This is a genomic window from Acinetobacter sp. WA-87, from assembly GCF_039938935.1.
Lineage (GTDB): Bacteria > Pseudomonadota > Gammaproteobacteria > Pseudomonadales > Moraxellaceae > Acinetobacter > Acinetobacter seifertii.
Genome location: NZ_JBDUVF010000007.1, coordinates 153501 through 173434, shown reverse-complemented (window position 1 = coordinate 173434; position 19934 = coordinate 153501). Strand labels below are relative to the sequence as shown.

The 19934-nt window shown below is 40.2% G+C and carries 22 protein-coding genes; 5 read left to right on the top strand and 17 right to left on the bottom strand.

The features are described 5' to 3' along the window. Positions 1 to 180, top strand: a 180-nt coding sequence (locus ABFY81_RS17315) for a hypothetical protein (RefSeq protein WP_347914256.1), incomplete at its 5' end; no start/stop codon positions are given. Beyond that, positions 177 to 488 carry an ankyrin repeat domain-containing protein gene (locus ABFY81_RS17310; protein ID WP_032041232.1) on the top strand — a complete coding sequence of 104 codons (312 nt, stop codon included), beginning with the start codon at positions 177 to 179 and terminating at the stop codon, positions 486 to 488. The genes ABFY81_RS17315 and ABFY81_RS17310, both read left to right, overlap by 4 nt. 45 nt (positions 489 to 533) lie before the next feature. On the opposite strand, the gene ABFY81_RS17305 is transcribed toward ABFY81_RS17310, so the two are convergent. The 5 genes from ABFY81_RS17305 to ribF form a co-directional block, all read right to left on the bottom strand. Next, the gene (locus ABFY81_RS17305) at positions 534 to 1076 is read right to left on the bottom strand and encodes an NAD(P)H-dependent oxidoreductase (RefSeq protein WP_347914255.1); all 543 of its coding nucleotides are present in this window, start codon (positions 1074 to 1076) and stop codon (positions 534 to 536) included. A 132-nt stretch (positions 1077 to 1208) separates the two neighbouring features. Then, positions 1209 to 1691 carry a peptidylprolyl isomerase gene (locus ABFY81_RS17300; RefSeq protein WP_004884037.1) on the bottom strand — a complete coding sequence of 161 codons (483 nt, stop codon included), beginning with the start codon at positions 1689 to 1691 and terminating at the stop codon, positions 1209 to 1211. A 1-nt stretch (position 1692) separates the two neighbouring features. Continuing rightward, a complete protein-coding gene (gene lspA / locus ABFY81_RS17295; RefSeq protein ID WP_004706135.1) occupies positions 1693 to 2223 on the bottom strand; it encodes a signal peptidase II in 531 nt (176 codons plus the stop codon). Further along, positions 2216 to 5053 (bottom strand): isoleucine--tRNA ligase, encoded by a 2838-nt coding sequence (gene ileS, locus ABFY81_RS17290; RefSeq protein ID WP_347914254.1) that lies wholly within the window; start codon positions 5051 to 5053, stop codon positions 2216 to 2218. Before ileS ends, lspA begins: the two co-directional genes overlap by 8 nt. Positions 5054 to 5114: 61 nt before the next feature. Further along, positions 5115 to 6116: a bifunctional riboflavin kinase/FAD synthetase gene (gene ribF / locus ABFY81_RS17285; RefSeq protein ID WP_191108897.1), complete on the bottom strand. Its 1002-nt coding sequence runs from the start codon at positions 6114 to 6116 to the stop codon at positions 5115 to 5117. Positions 6117 to 6324: 208 nt separating this feature from the next. Here ribF and ABFY81_RS17280 point away from each other — a divergent pair, with 208 nt between their 5' ends. After that, positions 6325 to 7458, top strand: coding sequence for a TDT family transporter (locus ABFY81_RS17280; RefSeq protein WP_019457891.1), 1134 nt, complete (start codon positions 6325 to 6327; stop codon positions 7456 to 7458). A gap of 81 nt (positions 7459 to 7539) precedes the next feature. Beyond that, positions 7540 to 8106 (top strand): 5'-methylthioadenosine/S-adenosylhomocysteine nucleosidase, encoded by a 567-nt coding sequence (locus tag ABFY81_RS17275; RefSeq protein WP_347914253.1) that lies wholly within the window; start codon positions 7540 to 7542, stop codon positions 8104 to 8106. 36 nt (positions 8107 to 8142) lie between these two features. On the opposite strand, the gene ABFY81_RS17270 is transcribed toward ABFY81_RS17275, so the two are convergent. The 12 genes from ABFY81_RS17270 to ubiG all read right to left on the bottom strand — a co-directional run bounded on the left by ABFY81_RS17270 (position 8143) and on the right by ubiG (position 19073). Next, on the bottom strand, positions 8143 to 8763 hold the full coding sequence (locus ABFY81_RS17270; RefSeq protein WP_004706123.1) for a TetR/AcrR family transcriptional regulator: 621 nt from the start codon (positions 8761 to 8763) through the stop codon (positions 8143 to 8145). Between the two features lie 261 nt (positions 8764 to 9024). Further along, positions 9025 to 9825, bottom strand: a complete 801-nt coding sequence (locus tag ABFY81_RS17265) for an ATP-binding cassette domain-containing protein (protein WP_004706121.1) — start codon at positions 9823 to 9825, stop codon at positions 9025 to 9027. Between the two features lie 13 nt (positions 9826 to 9838). Continuing rightward, positions 9839 to 10636, bottom strand: a complete 798-nt coding sequence (gene ssuC / locus ABFY81_RS17260; RefSeq protein ID WP_004706119.1) for an aliphatic sulfonate ABC transporter permease SsuC — start codon at positions 10634 to 10636, stop codon at positions 9839 to 9841. Then, positions 10633 to 11808 (bottom strand): FMNH2-dependent alkanesulfonate monooxygenase, encoded by a 1176-nt coding sequence (ssuD, locus tag ABFY81_RS17255; RefSeq protein WP_347914251.1) that lies wholly within the window; start codon positions 11806 to 11808, stop codon positions 10633 to 10635. Before ssuD ends, ssuC begins: the two co-directional genes overlap by 4 nt. Before the next feature lie 26 nt (positions 11809 to 11834). After that, a complete protein-coding gene (locus ABFY81_RS17250) occupies positions 11835 to 12818 on the bottom strand; it encodes a sulfonate ABC transporter substrate-binding protein (protein WP_347914250.1) in 984 nt (327 codons plus the stop codon). Positions 12819 to 12889: 71 nt separating this feature from the next. Further along, entirely contained in the window at positions 12890 to 13858 is a 969-nt protein-coding gene (locus ABFY81_RS17245) for a sulfonate ABC transporter substrate-binding protein (RefSeq protein ID WP_347914249.1), read from the bottom strand. 333 nt (positions 13859 to 14191) lie between these two features. Further along, entirely contained in the window at positions 14192 to 15547 is a 1356-nt protein-coding gene (gene argA / locus ABFY81_RS17240) for an amino-acid N-acetyltransferase (protein WP_019457895.1), read from the bottom strand. A 120-nt stretch (positions 15548 to 15667) separates the two neighbouring features. Beyond that, complete coding sequence (locus ABFY81_RS17235) at positions 15668 to 15997, bottom strand: RcnB family protein (RefSeq protein ID WP_019457896.1); 330 nt, start codon at positions 15995 to 15997, stop codon at positions 15668 to 15670. 224 nt (positions 15998 to 16221) lie between these two features. Then, positions 16222 to 16632 (bottom strand): RcnB family protein, encoded by a 411-nt coding sequence (locus tag ABFY81_RS17230; protein ID WP_039249236.1) that lies wholly within the window; start codon positions 16630 to 16632, stop codon positions 16222 to 16224. Positions 16633 to 16849: 217 nt separating this feature from the next. Then, positions 16850 to 17596 carry a YciK family oxidoreductase gene (locus ABFY81_RS17225; RefSeq protein ID WP_019457898.1) on the bottom strand — a complete coding sequence of 249 codons (747 nt, stop codon included), beginning with the start codon at positions 17594 to 17596 and terminating at the stop codon, positions 16850 to 16852. A gap of 65 nt (positions 17597 to 17661) precedes the next feature. Beyond that, positions 17662 to 18363, bottom strand: a complete 702-nt coding sequence (locus tag ABFY81_RS17220) for an HAD-IA family hydrolase (RefSeq protein WP_347914248.1) — start codon at positions 18361 to 18363, stop codon at positions 17662 to 17664. Next, positions 18360 to 19073: a bifunctional 2-polyprenyl-6-hydroxyphenol methylase/3-demethylubiquinol 3-O-methyltransferase UbiG gene (gene ubiG / locus ABFY81_RS17215; RefSeq protein WP_019457900.1), complete on the bottom strand. Its 714-nt coding sequence runs from the start codon at positions 19071 to 19073 to the stop codon at positions 18360 to 18362. The genes ABFY81_RS17220 and ubiG overlap by 4 nt, the downstream gene beginning before the upstream one ends. Before the next feature lie 180 nt (positions 19074 to 19253). On the opposite strand from ubiG, the gene ABFY81_RS17210 reads away from it, so the two are divergent. Next, a complete protein-coding gene (locus ABFY81_RS17210; RefSeq protein ID WP_019457901.1) occupies positions 19254 to 19871 on the top strand; it encodes a thiol:disulfide interchange protein DsbA/DsbL in 618 nt (205 codons plus the stop codon). The last annotated feature ends 63 nt before the right edge of the window (positions 19872 to 19934 follow it).

Sequence of the window (19934 nt, the reverse complement as noted above, 5' to 3'; positions counted from 1 at the left end):
TTAGCGCTGATGGTAGTGTGGGGTTACCCATGTGAGAGTAAGTCATCGCCAGCTCATTATTCCAAACACCCCGGTCTCGAAAGAAACCGGGGTGTTGCTTATTGCGCGGAAGAAATTTGTACGGTTGTCCTGTTTCAGAGATATAATGAAGAAGCTTTTTATTTTGGCATGATCTCGTGAAATTTAATTCTTTCTCTCAATTACCTGAAGATAATGAAGAACTTTCTCTTCCAGAGTTGATCTATTGGGCATCTTTAGGTGATCTAGAGCAAGTAAAACAATTATTAATAGATGGAGAGGACCCTAATCAGATAGATGAGGAAGGTTATAGTGCTCTACAAGCAGCGGCTGAAAATGACCATTTAGAGATAGTGAAGCTCTTGGTAGGAAAAGGTGCGCAAGTTGCTTATAAAAGCGAATACACAGCACTACAGTTAGCAGAAATGGCTGGTAATACAGACGTAGTGAATTATTTAAAAAGTTTATAAAATTTAAAAAGCCCCTTTTATTGGGAAAAGAGGCTTTTGTTCAATTTAAGACAAATGATATTTTTGTAGCTTTTCAACAATTGATTGAAGACCTTTTACTTCAAATTCATTGGCTTCAAATTTTTCATCTTTATTGCGTTTAAAGATATCTCGTATTTCTATTACAGCATTTGGGTCAACAATACTTAAACTTGAGGTGACTTGGCGTATTTGGCTAATAGAGCGCGAGCCATTTGTGGAGCCATAGCCAATAAATGCGGCTGGTTTACCGCTCCATTCTTTACCTACATAGTCGAGTGCATTTTTTAAAACTGGGCTGTAACCGTGGTTGTATTCTGGGCTAATAAAGATAAAAGCATCTGCTTGAGCAATTTTGTTTGCCCATTCTTGTTGTTTAGGTTGATCATAAATTCCGGTAGCGGGTGGGTGAGAGCCTGAAAACAGAGGTAAATCCCATTCTTTTAAATCGACTACTTCGGTTTGGAAATCTTTTAGACCCAATGTTGGAATTGTTGATTCTATCCAATTGGCAATTTTAATTGCTGTACGTCCTTCACGAACACTTCCCACGACAATATAGACCAGCATATATTTTTCCTAAGGATTTTTATCCTTATAACTTAATTCATTACATAGGACGTGAGAATATAGAATTTGTAAGGATTATTATGTCATGTATAAAGATTAAATAATAAAAAAGCCCTCAATCGAGGGCTCTTTTTACATCAACTTGATGCCTTGCTGGCCAGCTGGAGTTACTTTGAATATCTCTACTTCAAAAGTAATATTTTTGCCAGCTAAAGGGTGATTGAAATCAATTTCAGTAATATCATCATTCACTGATTTCACGACACCAAATAAAGTTGCTTTTGCTTTATCTTCAAACTCGATCATGTGACCAGGAATAGGTCGTTGTTCGAATTTAACCGTATCAAAAGTTTGTATATTTTCCGGATTCCAAGGACCAAAAGCATCTTCTGGTGGAAGATGTACTGTACGTCGGTCACCTGCACGTAAGCCGAATAAGGCTTTCTCAAAACCTGGTAACAAGTTACCGTCACCAATAGTCAAGCTAACAGGTTCTTCACGGCTACGTGTATTGTCAATTTCTACGCCATTTTCAAGAGCAACAGAAAAGTGTAGGTCAACTTTAGAACCGTCAGTAATACGAATTTCTTCATTAGGTTGAATAATTTCGGTCATATTATGCATCCGAATTTTTAGGTCTTTGCTTCTCAAGGAAGAATGTATCGATGAGTAGCAAAATGGTACCTAGAGTAATGGCACTGTCCGCTATATTAAAAGCCGGAAAGTGATGATTTTGGTAATAAACATGAATGAAATCGACCACATACCCTAAAGTAATACGGTCAATTAAATTACCAAGTGCTCCACCTAAAATTAAAGCGATAGCTATAGGTAGCACCACCATTTTTTTAGGCATACGTAGCAACCAAAATACAAAAAGTATTGAAACTAAGCCTGCCAAAGATGTGAAGAAATAGCGTTGCCATCCTCCAGCATCAGATAAAAAGCTAAAAGCTGCACCATAGTTATGTAATAGTGTCCAGTTTAAAAATGGAAGCACAGGTACAGGATCTGCATAGTTCAGATGTGTACTTGCGATCCATTTTGTCCATTGATCCAACACAATGGCAAGGACAGAAAGTCCAAGCCAAATGAGGTTGTGCGGATAAAACTGGAATAAGCCTTTTTTAGCTTGTGAATTAGGCATATTTTCTCACTTCGCCACGACCAGTGACGTTCACAATACAACGACCACATAAACCAGGATGATCGGCGTGTGTATTTACATCAGGAAGGACGTGCCAGCAACGTGCACATTTTTCACCTTCAGCTGCAGATACTTGTACACGTAAGCCTTCCATTTCAGTTGCTTCACCTTGTTCAGCAAATGGATGTACTACTACTTGCGAAGTAATAAGAACAAAACGGAGTTCATCAGCCAATTGGTTTAAAACTGTTTGTAATGATTCATTTGCCCAAAGTTCAACTTTGGCTGAAAGATTACTACCGACAAGTTTAGCGTTACGGGCTGCTTCAATCTGTTTATTTACTGCAGATTTTACACTAATCAATGTTTGCCAATCTGCTTCAGAAAGTAAGTTTGCTTTTGATGAAACAGGTAGGTCATACCATTCAGCTGTAAATACATACTTCTCAGTTTGTTCTGGAATAAGTGGCCACGCTTCTTGAGCTGTGAAGCTTAGAATAGGACTTATCCAGCGAACAAATGCTTGTATGATATGGTAAAGCGCTGTTTGTGCAGAACGACGTGCTTGTGAGTCAGCCTTAGTGGTGTATTGACGGTCTTTGATGATGTCTAGGTAGAAACCACCTAAGTCATTAATACAGAAGCTTGTTAACGCACTACACACGACATGGAAGTTCATTTCTTCATAAGCAGTGATAATCGTTTGTTGTACTTCATTCGCACGTTGCAAGATGTATTGATCAAGAGCGATAAGGTCATCTACTGCTAAAGCATCTGTACTTGGTTTGAAACCATTTAAGTTTGCAAGCAAGAAGCGTAGCGTATTACGAATACGACGGTAGCTATCACTTACACGGCTAAAGATTTCTTTTGATGCTGCGATTTCATAGCGATAGTCGCTAGACGCTACATATAAACGTAAACCGTCAGCACCAAGTTGTTTGATGATTTCTTCAAGCGGGATATAGTTGCCTAAAGATTTCGACAATTTTCGGCCATTTTCATCCACTGTAAAACCATGTGTTAACAAGGCTTTGTATGGCGCGCGGTTATGAATTGCCATAGACGTTAATAAAGAAGATTGGAACCAGCCACGGTGTTGGTCTGAACCTTCTAAATATAAGTCAGCAGGGCTTTCTAATTCTTCACGTTGCTCAAGTACCGCATAATGTGTTGTACCAGAGTCAAACCATACATCTAGCGTATCGCGAACCGCATTGTACTGTTCAGCATCTTCACCAATGAAGTCTTTTGCATCACGGTTAAACCATGCATCGATACCTTCTTGTTCGATAAGTTTTGCAACTTCTTCGATGAGTTCCGGCGTACGAGGGTGCAATTCATTCGTATCTTTATGAACGAAGAAAGGAATTGGCACACCCCAGGTACGTTGACGTGAGATACACCAGTCTGGACGACCTTCGATCATTGATTCAATACGGTTTTTACCCCAGTTCGGTACAAACTCGATATCGTTTTCAATGGCGTTAAGCGCACCTTCACGTAAACCTTTTTGATCCATGCTGATAAACCATTGTGGTGTAGCACGGAAAATAATCGGAGTTTTATGGCGCCAGCAGTGTGGGTAGCTGTGTTTAATAGGTTGATGAGCCCATAAGCGACCTACAGCACCTAAAGCTTCAATAATCTTTGGATTGGCTTTATAGATGTGCTCACCAGCAAAGATTGGTGCAGTTGGTAAGTAAACTCCGTTACCACCCACTGGGTTTTCAACTTTAAGGTTGTATTGAAGACCTACTTTATAGTCATCTGCACCGTGGCCAGGAGCAGTGTGTACAGCACCTGTACCGCTTGTTGCGATAACGTGTTCACCTAAAATAACCGGAACTTGACGATCGGTAAGTAAAGGATGTTGTAAAGTAAGGTTTTCAAGAGCTGAACCAGTAAAGTCAGCTAAAACAACTGGGTTTTCAAGCTTATAACGCTCAATTGCAGAAGCAACTAAGTCTTTAGCAAGAATAAAGTTTTGTTTACCACGTTCAGTCGTTACTTGTACTAATTGATATTCAATTTCGGCATGCAATGCAACTGCTTGGTTCGCTGGTAATGTCCAAGGTGTAGTGGTCCAGATCACGATATCTGTTGGGTCTTGAACATCTACATTTACACGAGCGCTTAAATCTTTTAAATCTACAACGCCAAAACCAACGTCAATTGCGTCAGATTTTTTATCTTCATATTCAACTTCAGCTTCAGCAAGTGCTGAACCACAGTCCATACACCAGTTCACTGGCTTTAAACCCGGCTGGATATGACCATTTTTTTGAATTAAACCTAAAGCACGAACGATATCGGCTTCTTGTTTGTAGTTCATGGTGAGGTAAGGATTATCCCAATCACCTAAAACACCAAGGCGTTTAAAATCAGCACGCTGTAAATCAATTTGTTTTAGCGCATATTCACGGCACAGTTTACGGAAAGTCGCTGCGTCAACTTTTTCGCCCACTTTACCTACTTTTTCTTCAACTTTTAGTTCGATTGGCAAGCCATGACAGTCCCAACCCGGAACATATGGCGCATCGAAACCTGCCAAAGTACGGCTTTTTACGATGACGTCTTTGAGTACTTTGTTAACCGCATGACCCAAATGAATTGTACCGTTCGCATATGGAGGGCCATCATGCAAAATATATTTTTTCTTGCCAATACGCGATGCACGAATCTGCTGATAAATGTTGTCGGTATACCACTCTTCTAACCATTTCACTTCACGTACTGCCAAATTTGCTTTCATTGCAAATTCAGTATCCGGCAGGTTTAGCGTGGCTTTGTAGTCCACTGCATTTTCAGTAGTTTGCTTATCGCTCATGCAAGTTGTCTTCCAGTTTAATCAGCTTGGGAGCCGACATGTTTTACAATCAAAATTCGAATTAAAAAGGAAATTGTGTCGTGTCGTTACGATATTGTCGTAATTGTTGCACGTCATTATCAATTCCTGCCTTAAGTGCCTCAAGCGAAGGGTAGTTCAATTCACCATGAAGATAGTGAAGAAAAGTCACCCGCATAAATAAGCCATACAGATTAGCAGAAACATCAGGGAAATGTACTTCTAATCTCCACTCTGGATGCTCTTGCTGAATGGCTGGGCGAGTACCGACATGACCTGCACCATAAAGGCTATTTTCATGATATCCGGCAATTCCCGGTTTTTCAGGGTCATCTTGAAGCACTTTTTGAGTTAGCGAAGTTGTTTCGCAAATGACTTCAACGCCATAAATACCATTTAAACAAGGCTTATGGCGGTTGAGACGGACATTAATCGTTGGAAAATCTAAAGTTCGTCCAATTTGGTCGCCATATTGAACTCGTCCGGTAATACTGTACGGACGGCCTAATAATTTAGCTGCTAAAGTGAGATTACCCACTTGAAGCACTTGGCGAATACGAGTTGAACTGACGCGTTCACCTTCGAGTTCAATCGTATGTAAATTTGTGACTTGAAAGCCGTAATTTCTTAAAAATTCGCTGTTGCCTTGACGGTCTTTGCCGAAATGAAAGTCATCTCCTAAAACCAAAGCCTGCGCATTTAATTTGTCTTTTAATAAATCTGCGAATTCTGATGCGCTCATGCTACGGAAATGCTGGTCAAATTTGGCAACCGCAATGTAATCCACCCCAAGTTCAGCGAGGTATTCAACTTTTTCTCGTAATGAATTAATACGAGGTGGAGCATCGTAGCCTTTAAAGAACTCAAGCGGTTGTGGCTCAAAAATCATGACCAATGTTTTTAAGCCTTGTGCTGCAGCAATTTTTTTGAGTTGAGCAATCATCGCTTGGTGACCTAAATGGACACCATCAAAATTACCAATAGTTACCGCTGTTTGCGGTAACTGGAAATTGGGCGATAACGCATTAAGACGAAGCAGTTTCATGAACTTAAAATATGGCTATTTTTGCAAGGGCTATATATTGCCATAATCTCACAGATTCGTCTTGTTGTTGTGTTTTTACTCAGGTATTTTTCAATATGAATATCTTTTATATCTAAAAAACTGATGAATTAAATAAAAATAAATCAATTTTTCTTATTATTAATTTATCCTACTATAGCTTCATCCACTCTTTGACTAGAGACTCAAGATGAAAAGACCCTTTTACCAATTAAATCAAAGTAAAGATGTTATACGGCATTTTACCCCAAATTGGTTTACAGCAACTATGGGTACTGGTGTGGTGAGTATGATTTTAATTCAGCTTCCATTTGCCAAATCATTTTTATTTATGCTGGCGACGCTGTTATGGCAATTTAATATTGTTCTATTTAGTGTTTTTTCAGGTCTTTATTTATTGCGGTGGTTTCTTTTCCCTCATGAAGCGAAGCAAGTATTTAATCATCCAAATATGAGCTTGTTTTTAGGCGCTATACCGATGGGGCTTGCAACCATATTAAATGGCTTTTTAAGCTTCGGTGTCGGGCTTTATGGTGAAGTAGCAATCCATATTGCTCAAGCTTTATGGTACGTCGATGTATTTTTAGCACTCGCAATTGCTTGGATTGTGCCGTTTTGCATGTTTAGCCGTCAGAACCATCAGCTACATACCATGACTGCAATCTGGCTTTTACCTGTCGTTGCTTGTGAAGTAGCAGCAAGCTCTGCGGGCATGTTGGTTGCACACTTACCAGCAGATTTGCATAGCTTTCATTTATTAATGGCGGGCTACGTACTTTGGGGAATTTCTGTTTTACCTGCATTCGCTATTTTGACCATTTTAATGCTGCGTATGGCTTTGCATCAGTTACCGGAAAAAGAAGTCGCAATTTCTAGCTGGTTATCTTTAGGTCCAATTGGAACAGGTGCGTTAGGTCTATTGTTGCTAGGTGAACAGGCAAAAAGAGTGGCGCCAAATGTAGGATTTGACCAGTTTGCTAATGTATTTCAAGCATTAGGCGTGGTAGGCAGTTTGGTACTGTTAGGCTTTGGGTTATGGTGGCTAGGTCTTGCGATATTAACAACGCTTCGTCATGCAAAAACAGGTATTCCGTTTAACTTGGGATGGTGGGGCTTAACCTTTCCACTTGGTGTGTTTATTTTGGCTTTATTTAATTTAGGGCATCAGGTTGAAGTTGTATTTTTACAGTATGTTGCAGTGGCACTTAGTGTTTTATTATTAGTGATGTGGAGCGTTGTAATGAAGAAAACCTTAGCCGGAGCCTATAGTGGGCAACTGTTCTTCTCTCCATGTTTAATCGCCTTACAACAAAAAATGCAGTAATAGTGAAAAGGTGCAAAAAAGCTTTTGCACCTGATTTATACTTATTTTCTAATTTATTTAATTTTGATTTGAGCTTTTTGAATGAACAAAAATATTGCTTTAATTATGGCACTTCCTAATGAATCTAAAGGTTTGTTTGAGCAAGCAGGTATTGAAGTCCATTATAGCGGTATCGGTAAAATCAACGCTGCCTTTAAAGCATTTGAAGTTATTCAAAAAACAGGCTGTAAAACTCTAATTAACTTAGGTTCGGCAGGAAGTTCATCTTTTAATAGACATGATTTGGTCGAAGTAAAAACTTTTGTGCAACGTGATATGGATGTTTCACCATTAGGGTTTGAAGTCGGTGTAACGCCGTTAGATGAGCACTTACCTGCTGAAATTCATCTTCAATCACATTTTTCTGATTTACCAAAAGGCATTTGCGGGACAGGGGACTCATTTGAAACGGGTCAGCCGAAAGTCGCTTGTGATGTGGTGGATATGGAAGGGTATGCCTTAGCCAAAGTTTGCCATAAGCTAGGTGTACGCCTAATTTCAGTCAAGTATATTACTGATGGCGCAGATGATACCGCTCATTTAGATTGGGAAGAAAATTTATTATTGGGCGCGCAAAAACTCTTGGCTCTTTATCAAAATCATTTCTAAAAAAAAGATCGGCAAATTTGCCGATCTTTTTTTGTTTTAACGAGGGATTACGCCGTAGAGCATGAGATGTACTGTATGCTCAATCGAGCGTTGGAACATACTGCGGTTTCGCAACGTTTTTCCAGTCACCATTTCCATTTGCGTGGCAAAATCGGCATAGTTTTGTGTAAGACCCCAAATATTGAGTATTAACAGCTCAGGATCGATATCTGGGGAAATTTTCCCTTCTTCCTGCCAAGTCTGAATGACTTTAGCTTTGCGCTTAAATAGCTTTTTCAAAGGCCCTTTCAGTATAGGTAAAATGTGCGGCGCCCCTTGGATAATTTCCAAAGCAAATAGTCGCGAAGCTTTTGGTTGGCTACGTGAAAGTTCGATTTTTTGTATTAAGTAGTGAGACAAAGCTTCGGCTGGTTCTAACTCAGCTTCTAAGGTTTGTAAGGGAGCAAGCCATTTTTGTAAAACTGTGGTCAGCACTTCCACATATAAAGACTCTTTATTTTCATAGTAATAGAAAATATTCGACTTATGCATGTCAGCGAGTTGGGCAATTTCATCCAGACTTGCACCACTGAACCCATATAGTGAAAACACATCAAGGGCGGCAGCAAGAAGCTGATTGCGCTTTTGAGTACTCTTCTTTTGTTCCATTTGCTGCATAAATTAAAAAGATAGTGCTCCCATTGTAAGGTAAATCGTTTGATTTGTGCACAGGTGTCTCACTTTTTTAGTGAAAAAACGGATAGTTATTTGAGCAATAGATATACTATTGTGCAAAAAATAGAGAGATTCACTAGTTTATTGTTATTCTTAAAAATATTTTTTTATATTCGCCCCAAAAAAGAGCAATAAATCATCAGTTTTATTGCTCGTTAATTGGACATTTTGTGGTTGAAATGGTTCTCATTACTCATCTCAGCTTTAAGTTGCTAAAACAGCATCGAGTACTTGTTGTTCAAGCTGGGCAAAAGTTATGCTCTTTTTACGCGGACGTGGCAAATTCACTTGGAAACTTTGGGCAATTTGGCCCTTATCTAATAGGATAATACGGTCGGCCAGTTGCACGGCTTCACTTACATCGTGTGTGACCAAAATGGCAGTAAAACCTTGCTCTTTCCATAAACGTTCAATCAAGCTTTGCATCTCAAGACGGGTGAGCGCGTCTAATGCACCTAACGGCTCATCTAACAGTAAAATACGTGGAGTATGAGATAATGCGCGAGCTAGCGCTGTACGCTGGCGCTGGCCACCTGAGAGCTGTGAAGGCCACTGTCCCGATTTTTCTTTTAAACCCACCTTTTCCAGTAATTCTTCTGCCAAAGCATGTTGTGATTTTGGTAGTCCAAGTTGAACGTTTTGAAGAATATTTCTCCAAGGAAGTAAACGTGGGTCTTGGAACATAACCCGAATATCATCGTTAGTAATCCCTTCGCGTAAATGTCGCGCAGATTTAAATTTAATTTCTCCGAAACTTGCTTTTTCAAGTTGGGCAATTAAGCGTAGTAACGTACTTTTACCGCAGCCACTACGACCAACGATCGCTAAAAATTCGCCCGGTTGAATATGCAGATTAAGATCTTCAAGAACTTTCACCTCACCATAAAACTTGTAAAGCTGTTCAATCAGAATCTCTGCACCTACGACAGGTTCTTGTGACTCTGGATGATTTTCTGGAATGAGCTCTACGTCATTCTGATTAATATTTAAATTCAGATTTGTCATATTTTAAGCTCCCTTATTTTTGATAACCAGCGTGCCAACGTAGTAAATAGCGTTCCAAAATTTGTGCTAAAACATCGGCTAACTTGCCTAATAGGGCGTAAAGAAGAATACCGACCAGAACCACATCTGTTTGCAAAAACTCTCGTGCATTCATGGTCATATAACCAATACCTGCTTGCGCTGAGATCGTTTCAGCCACAATGAGTAATACCCAAACCAAACCTAATGCAAAACGTAGACCCACTAAAATAGAAGGCATTGCACCTGGTAGAATAATTTCTTTGTAGAGCTGCCAGCGGGAAAGCCCATAGCTTTTACCCATCTCAATTAATTGTGGGTCGACTGAACGAATTCCATGATAGGTGTTGATATAAATTGGGAAGAAAACACCGACAGCAACTAAAAACAATTTTGCTGTTTCATCAATACCAAACCACAAAATCACCAGCGGAATAAGCGCAAGAGCTGGGATATTACGAATCATCTGTAAGGTTGTATCGAGTAGGGTGGAGGCGAAACGCGAAGACCCATTGAGCAGACCTAATAGCAAGCCTAAACCACCGCCTACTAAAAGCCCAAGCAATGCACGACCAGCACTTACTTTAACGTGATGCCATAGTTCGCCACTCACCAAAAGATGCCAAAAAGCTGAAATGACAGCACTTGGAGCAGGTAAAATACGGCTTTCTAAAAGACCCGAACTTGAGGCAATTTGCCAAACAACCAATAGAACAATTGGGAAAATCCAGGGCAGCAAACGCTGCCCGATTTGTTTTGTTCCACGTGAAACAATATTTACATCTTGGCTCATGCAGACTCCTTGACGGAACTATTTTGCTTCTTCTCGTCTGGAACATAATTGTTGGCAATAATTTCACCGAATGGACCAGTTAAATTTGGCTGAGCAAGTTTAGCGCGAGTTTCAATTGGTAATAACGGGAATACTAACTCTGCAAAACGGATAGACTCTTCAAGGTGTGGATAGCCTGAGAAAATAAAGGTGTCAATACCAAGGTCTGCATACTCCTGAATACGAGCAGCAACTGTCTCTGGGTCACCTACAAGTGCCGTACCTGCACCACCACGGACTAAACCAATACCAGCCCAAAGGTTTGGAGAGACTTCTAGCTTGTCTCGGTTGCCGCCGTGTAGCGCTGCCATCCGTTGTTGGCCTACCGAGTCCATTTGAGCAAATTTTTTCTGTGCCGCGGCAATAGTTGCATCGTCGAGATATTGAATAAGTTCGTTCGCTGCGGCCCATGCTTGTTCGTTGGTTTCACGAACAATGACATGCAAGCGAATACCATAAGTTAATTTACGGCCTTTAGCCTCTGCTTTTGCACGAACATGCTCGATCTTTTCTTTCACGGCCGCTGGCGGTTCACCCCAAGTGAGGTAAGTGTCTACTTGCTCCGCTGCAAGGTCGACAGCGACATCTGAAGAACCGCCAAACCAAAGAGGTGGGTAAGGCTTTTGAACAGGTGGGTAAAGTAGTTTTGCATCATCGACTTGTAAGCGTTCACCGTGGAATGTAAAAGCGTCACCCGTATGTGAACGCGTCAAAATTTCACGCCAGATTTTTACATATTCGTTGGCAGTTTGGTAACGCGTTAAGTGATCTTCATATAAACCGTCACCGCGCAGTTCGGCTTCATCGCCACCAGTCACTAAGTTGAGTAGCACACGACCATTCGACAAGCGATCAAATGTAGCAGCCATACGAGCAGCCAAAGCTGGTGTTGTTACACCCGGACGTAACGCAACTAAAAATTTAAGGTGCTGAGTTGCATCAATTAGACTAGCCGCCGTAATCCACGGGTCTTCACATGAACGGCCAGTTGGAATAAGTACACCTTCATAACCTAAATTATCTACTGCCACAGCAATTTGCTTCATATAGGCATGGTCAACCTGACGAGCGCCTTTACTTGTACCTAAATAGCGACTATCACCGTGGGTAGGAATAAACCAGAAAATTTTCATGTGCATTACCTATATGTCTATTGAAATTACTTGGCACCCCAAACAGCTTGTTTAATGCTGATTGGCTTTGGAATGATGCCTTGTTGAGTAAAGATGTCTGCGAGTTGCTGTTGTTCAGCAATCACTTTGCTATTAAGAGGAGCTGCTGCTGATGGACGTGGACGACGCTTAATAAATAAGTCGCTGGTTGCAGGTTTTAGTCCTGTACTTTGGCCAATCGCGCTCGCCGTTTCTGTTTGATGGCTTTGAACCCATTTGTCAGCTTGATTAATCTGTTTGATAAGTTCAGGAACAGCTTTTGGATATTGCTTAACAAAATTTGGAGCGGCTAAATAAAAGGTATAGTTCGGGCTTAGACCTTTACCAGATGCAAGAACACGAGCTTGGTCTTCTAATTGTGCTGAAGCGTAGTAAGGGTCCCAAATTGCCCATGCATCAACGGCACCTTTTTGAAATGCTGCGCGCGCATCGGCAGGTGTGAGCCAAATTGGCGTAATGTCGCTCCATTTTAAGCCCGCTTTACGCACAGCCTGTACGAGCAAGTAATGTGAACTGGAACCTTTTTGCAATGCAATGCGTTTGCCTTTAAGGTCTTTAAGCTGGGTGAGCTGTGAGTTTTTAGGAACTAAAATTGCTGACGCCAATGGCTTAGCTGCTTCATAAGCAATGTAATATAAAGGCTTGCCCGCTGCTTGAGCATAGACTGGAGGTGTGTCTCCAGTAACGCCAACATCGAGTGAGCCAACAGCCAAGGCTTCTAAAATTTGAGGGCCAGCCGGGAACTCGTTCCAAGTGATCTTGGCATTTGGAAATTCTTGTTCAAATAGTTTTTGTTGCTTGGCAATCGCGAAGTTAATCGAGCTTTTTTGAAAACCGATACGCAGTTCTTTTACGGTTGGGTCAATTGCCCAAGCAGGTGCAGCAATCGTTAAACCTAAGACAGCGACTGCACTAAAGCGTTTAACTAACTGATTCCACTGACTTTTATTAAATAATGACTGATGTTGCATATAGGTATCCTTGTTCCCTTCAGGCAAGGCACAGCATTTATATCGTTATTTAAGCTGTACCAAAGCTGGGTTTATTTCAGTTTTAAAATGGCATCTTGAATGGTGAGCTTGTTTGGAATGAGCTTTTGCGCATAAAAGGCATCGGCTACATATTGTTGTTCTTGAGCGACCTTGTCAGATATTGGCTGAACACCAAAACCCATTCGCGAAATAGAAGTTTTGAGTACATCAAATTCAAGTGCCGTAGGTTTTTCGAGTAGCTTGGCCGCTTCATCTTGATGCGTGCTGACCCATTGGGTTGTTTGATTTAGCGTTTGCACAACAGTGTTGAGTACTTTTGGATTACTTTCTGCAAATTTACGATCAGCTAAGTAGAACTGATGATTGCTTACCAAGTTTTCACCTGTTGCTAAAACTCGAGCTTGAATTTGATGTTCAGCTGCTGCAAAGAACGGGTCCCAAATGACCCATGCATCGACAGCGCCTTTTTCAAAAGCAGCACGTGCGTCTGATGGCGGTAAATAAACTGGTTGAATATCACTTAAGCTTAAGTTGTTGGCTTCTAGAACTTTCAATAATAGGTAGTGAACATTCGAACCCTTATTCAGTGCGACACGTTTGCCTTTTAAATCTTGAATAGAGTGAATAGGAGAGTCTTTTTGTACCAATAATGCTTCTGCTCTTGGTGCAGCAGGTTGGTTTGCAACATAGACTAAGTTTGGATTGGCTGCTTGAGCAAAAATAGGTGGTGCTTCACCTGCCTCTCCCAATGAAACGCTTCCGACATTTAGGCCTTCAAGTAATTGAGGACCCGCAGGAAACTCGACCCATTTTACTTGTACGCCTTGATCTTTTAGCGCTTTTTCCAAGTCACCACGAGCTTTTAAAATAGGAAGGATGCCATATTTCTGGTATCCAATATTTAGAGTTGTGGTGGTCTGTTCCTCTTTTTTGGCACAACCACCTAGCATCATCACTCCCGAAAGGCTGGCAGCAATGACTGAATATTTTGCCCATGAAGTGGAATTAAAAAGTGCCATGTGGTTTCGTGCTCCCCGAAAGAGAAAAAGAAAAATAATTGGATGAGCAGATACCCTAAAGGGATTTTTATTTCATAAAAAATAAGTATTCAGTCTTTATTTATGCAAAAAAAAGCTAAAAACATTCGGCGATAAACTTATGCAAAAAAATGATTTATTAAACAGAATAATATTTAGGAAATAATGTTTAAGTTTTTGTAAATAAAATGAAAAATATGAAATGAAGAAAATTTAAAGATTTAAAAAAAGTATAACCATACATTAATGGTATGTATGGTTGTACTTTTGGGACTAAGCTTATCTGAAATAAGAATATCTTAAAAAATGCAAAGACTAGGGAAGTAGTTTTTTAAACACTAAAGAATTTCTTTGATAGTTATATAGTGCCTGACGGGCATTTGGTAATTCATCAACAGTGACTTGATGGAAACCATGTTCTAAAAACCAATGAGCAGTTCGTGTTGTTAAGACAAATAATTGACGAATGCCTTGTTGTTTGGCCTTTTCTTCAAGGAATTGCAGAATTTGGCTACCACGATTTGATTTGCGATAACTAGGGTGTACTGCTACACAAGCAATTTCTGCCGAACGAGTTTCATTAAATTCAGTTGGAATTGGATAAAGAGCAGCACAAGCCAAAATCATACCGTCTCGTTCAATAACCGCAAACTGGCTAATTTCCTGCTCTAAACGTTCACGCGAACGATAAACCAAAATGCCTTCTTCTTCTAACGGGCGCAATAAATTCATTAAGCCACCCACATCTTGAATATGGGCTGTGCGAACTTCTTCATAGTGCGCATCGGTAATCATGGTACCCACACCGTCACGGGTGAAGAGTTCTTCAATGAGTGCACCATCATAGGCGTAAGAAATTAAATGAACACGGTGAACACCCGATAAAGATGCCTTTTTTGCTTCCTGTAAATGTAGGGTTAGGGTGGGGCTACTGGTCTGGTATTGCTGAATATAGTAATCAAGTTGATGCGGGCTCAATTCACGCAATAATTGTCCTTCTTCATTAAGCAAACCTTGTTGTTCACCTAAAAAGATTAATTTGTCTGCTTTTAAATAGGTTGCGGTTTTCGTTGCAACTTCTTCAGCTCTTAAATTAAATACTTCACCAGTGGTTGAATAACCAGTCGGGCCCAGTAAAACAATATTATCGTTATCGAGATGACGCTCAATCGCGTCGGTATCTATAGAACGAACTTCACCCGTAAGCTGAAAATCCATTCCATCACGAATACCATAAGGTTTAGCTGTTACGAAATTACCTGATACAACATCTATTCGAGCGCCGTACATTGGAGAATTAGCCAATCCCATAGATAACAGTGCTTCAATTTCTAACCGAATAGACCCCACAGCACTCATGACACAGCCTAATGATTCGCGTGTTGTAATACGACTGTTATCATAAAAAGGAGTTTCGATACCTTTATCTTTAAGGTTTTGATTAATTTGTGGACGTGCGCCATGGACTAAAATTAAGCGAATACCAAGTGAATGCAATAAAGCAATATCATGAATAATATGTTCGAAATTAGGATCGCGGACGGCTTCACCGCCAAACATTAAAACAAAAGTTTTATCGCGATGGGCATTAATATAAGGTGCTGAATGTCGGAACCAATGTACATAATGTTGGGTGTTATTATGTGATTTCTCTAAAGACTTAGTTGGCATACCGATCTCGAATCAACAGCAAAAAGATATAAAGATGATTCTAAACAAAAAAGCTTAAAGTCGCATGTTTTAGATATAAAAACACCCAAATTAGATTTGGGTGTCTGATATTTTATTATATTAACGAATCACTTTAATGATTTTATGGCTTTGTTCATTTACCAGTACATAGTTACCATTCACTTTATACCATTTTTGAAAACGCCCTGGTTTGGTTAGTTTCTGGTGTGAGCGGTAGTCAACTGCATAACGTGGGTGCTGATATTCACGGGGTACAACTTGACCTGCTCGCCAGTCATTGCGATGGTCGTCTTTTTTAATCACTTTAACTGTTTTTACTTCATGGTTTGGGTAATTACCATGACGATCATGGTCATTTGGAGCAGCCATTGCTGTTGTTGCGATTAAACCACTCATTGAAAGAACAATTGCTGTTGTTAGTTTTTTCATCATGAACCTCGAATGATCAATTAAATTTCGATAATTGAAGATTAGTGAATAATTAAAGATAAATCGTGAAGACTAAGAACGATAAATGTGAAAAATTTCTATGAAATAAGAAGAAATTTAGAATATATGAATTTTTATTATCTAATTGATATATAAAATAAAAAAAGATAAAACCGATGGGCTTTATCCTTTTTTACTAACTGATGAGTGAGGAGCTATCAGTTTTATAAACCACGAATGCTAACAATACTGTTAGAGTCTGTGTCGACTAAAATATAGTCATTGTTAATTTTATACCATTGCTGGTTACGGTCTGGTTTAGGCAAGTTACTGTCTCTATAGTCGACCTTATAGCCATTGCCGCGATAATGCTGTGGCATGACATAACCTGGCTGCCAGCGATGTTGTTTTAGACGCTCAAAACCACGTTCTTCACGCATACGGCGCTCATCGCGAAAACGATCTTCATCATCGTCACGGTCATATTTGTGCCCACGATCATTCCATTCACCACGAGGCCCACCTTTAGGCCCTTTCTGGCCATGTCCTCGGTCAAATGGAGGATCAGCAAAGCTTGCCATACTAGTAGTCAGTACGGTTATGCAAAGAGTTAAGGTAGTGAACAACTTTTTCATGATGCATCCTCGTTTACATCTGATGTCTCTCATGGTGAATACTCTACGCGTAAAATGCAGAGAAACTGTGAAGATCATTTAATGCTTCAATTAAAATTACGGATAGATCCAGAGTTTTTATCAATAATAAAAAAGGCTTGTATATATCTTTTCAGGTATAGCCAAGCCAGATGTGATGATCGGCTGTAATGTATTTTAGCTGTTCATCCGTAATTATTTAATCCTGAGCATCAATACTTTGTCCATTGAGCGCCAAACTATCTTCACCCATTAAATAAAGATAAGCCGGCATAATCGACTCAGGTGTCAATAATGTTTTTGGATCTTCTTCAGGATAGGCTTTTGCACGCATTGCAGTGCGTGTTGCACCAGGGTTAATGCAGTTAAAGCGGATATTTGGATAGGTATGCTCAGCTGCAAAAATTTTACTTACAGCTTCAATCGCAACTTTAGACACTGAATACGCGCCCCAGAGTGCACGTGCTTCGCGGCCTACGCCAGAGCTGGTAAATACCACAGAAGCGTTATCTGATTTTTGTAAAAGCGGGAGTAGGGCTTGAGTAAGAGCAAAAGGCGCACGTAAATTGACTGACATCACATCATCCCATACTTCTGTTGGATAATGTGCCAGTTCTACTCGATCACCTAAAATGCCGGCATTGTGCAAAATACCGTCTAGACGTCCAAATTGCTTTTCGAGAGTATTTACTAAAAAGTCATAATCACGATCAGAAGCACTCGAAAGTTGTAATGGTAAAATTGCAGGCTGAGGAGCGCCTAAACCTTCAATTTCATCATAAATTACTTCAAGTTTATTTAAGGTTCTACCATGCAAAACCACAGTTGCGCCGTGTAAAGCATAACTGAGGGCCGCAGCTCGCCCAATTCCATCACCTGCACCGGTGATTAAAATAATTCGATCTTTGAGAAGATCTGGACGAGGTTGATATTCTGAATATTTCATTGGTAAACCTCCTTCTTTTTATATTGATATAAATAACTGTTAAAAAAGCCTGTAAAACTCTTGTGTTAACCTATCATACGCTGATTTTCCTGTAGAGCAGGAAGCTTTTGACGTAACATCTCGTGTAATTCTGTCACCGTATTTACAATCGAATCGGCTTGCCAAGCGGCTAAATCATCACGATGCTCGATAGGTAAATAACCGTATGCTGCCAAGATCGTATACATATCGGCATTGCGACCAGCATCAATATCACGTGGATGATCACCCACATAAATAATTTCATTTGCTGGTATATTTAACTGCTTTGCAGCCAAATACATTGGTTCAGGGTCTGGCTTGGTTTTAGAAACGTCTTCTGGACACACTAGAACTGCACAGCGTTCAGTCAGATTTAATTTTTCTAACAATGACTCACTTAAACCACGTGGTTTATTGGTCACAATACCCCACGGAATTTGCTGAGCTTCTAACTCTTCTAAAAGCGGATACATGCCTTCAAACAGGTCTGTATCGACGACAATATTATTGCCATAAATATCTAAAAAGTTTTGTCGATGCGCCAAGAAAATTGGATTGGCTACATCCAGTTCTGGATAAACCAATTTGACCATCGCTCGTGCGCCCTCAGAAACCTGAGTACGGATGAGGTCTGCATCAACTACAGGGCATCTAGCATCACGACACATTTGTTGAATAATGCGAATAAAGTCGGCAGCGGTATCGATGAGAGTGCCGTCTAAATCAAATAAAACAGCTTTCATCATGCACCTGTATTTACTGTATGAACCATATAGTTAACATCAACATTTGGCGCTAACCAGTAATGCTTGGTAAGCGGGTTGTAGTGCAAGCCTGTCATTTCTTTTAAGGTTAAGCCTGCATTACGAATGTCATGTGCCATTTCTGAAGGGCGAATAAACTTGTGATAATCATGCGTGCCCTTTGGAAGCATGCGTAATACATATTCAGCACCAATAATCGCAAATAAATATGACTTTGGGTTACGGTTAATGGTCGAGAAAAACACATGACCACCTGGCTTCACTAAAGCCTGACATGCTTTAACAATAGATGCTGGATCAGGAACGTGTTCCATCATTTCCATGCAAGTGACCACATCATATTGACCTGCTTGCTCTTGAGCCAATTCTTCAACTGGAATTTGGCGATATTCAATATTTTGAACATTGTCTTGCTGAGCATGCAAACGACCTACAGCTAAAGGTGCTTCACCCATATCAATACCGAGTACATCTGCACCACGGCGAGCCATGCTTTCAGCTAAAATACCTCCACCGCAGCCAACATCAAGTACTTTTTTGCCTGCAAGGCCACCAACACGTTCGTCAATCCAATTTAAACGTAATGGGTTAATTTGATGAAGTGGGCGAAATTCAGAATGTTGATCCCACCATTTGGCAGCAAGTGCTTCAAACTTTGCGATTTCTTGTAAATCAACATTCAATTGCGACATGGTGCTACCTCTAAACTTGAGTTATCTTTTTGGATGTAGTTCGCCGTTAGTGTAGCGATTATTGGGAAAAAAGCGATAAACCCAATAAAAAACTTCACAGAAGCAAAACGAATTTAGCATATTTGTTTTATATTTAGAGCATAAGCTAATGCATAACAACTTAGAGGAAAAGCTGTAGCAATGAAAAAATTGGTTTTGGGTGGTTTGAGTGCAGCAATTATGGCCGTATCGGGTAGTGCAATGGCAGCAGATTTCGTTGCTGGTAAAGACTACACCGTGATTGCCAATCCAGGCAAAGTGGAAGTACCGGGGAAAATCGAAGTACGTGAGTTCTTTTGGTATGGTTGTCCGCACTGTTTTAAACTTGAACCACATATGCAAACGTGGTTAAAACAAATTCCTAATGATGTACGTTTTGTACGTACACCAGCTGCTATGAACAAAGTATGGGAACAAGGGGCACGTACTTATTATACATCTGAGGCATTAGGTGTTCGTAAGCGCACACATTTACCATTATTCCATGCCATTCAGGTGAATGGTCAGCAGATTTTTGATCAGGCTTCTGCGGCTAAATTCTTCACGCGTTATGGGGTACCTGAAGAGAAATTTAACAGTACTTACAACTCATTTGCCGTAACTGCAAAAGTTGCTGAGTCAAATAAACTTGCTCAACAGTACCAATTAACTGGTGTTCCTGCTGTAGTGGTAAATGGTAAATATGTGGTACAGGGTGAAGATGGTAAAGTGACCCAAGTACTTAACTACTTAATTGAGAAAGAACGTAAAGCAAAATAATTTTGATTGCGTTAGAAAAAGGGCTCCATTAGGAGCCCGTTTTTAATATTCAATTGCTTTCAT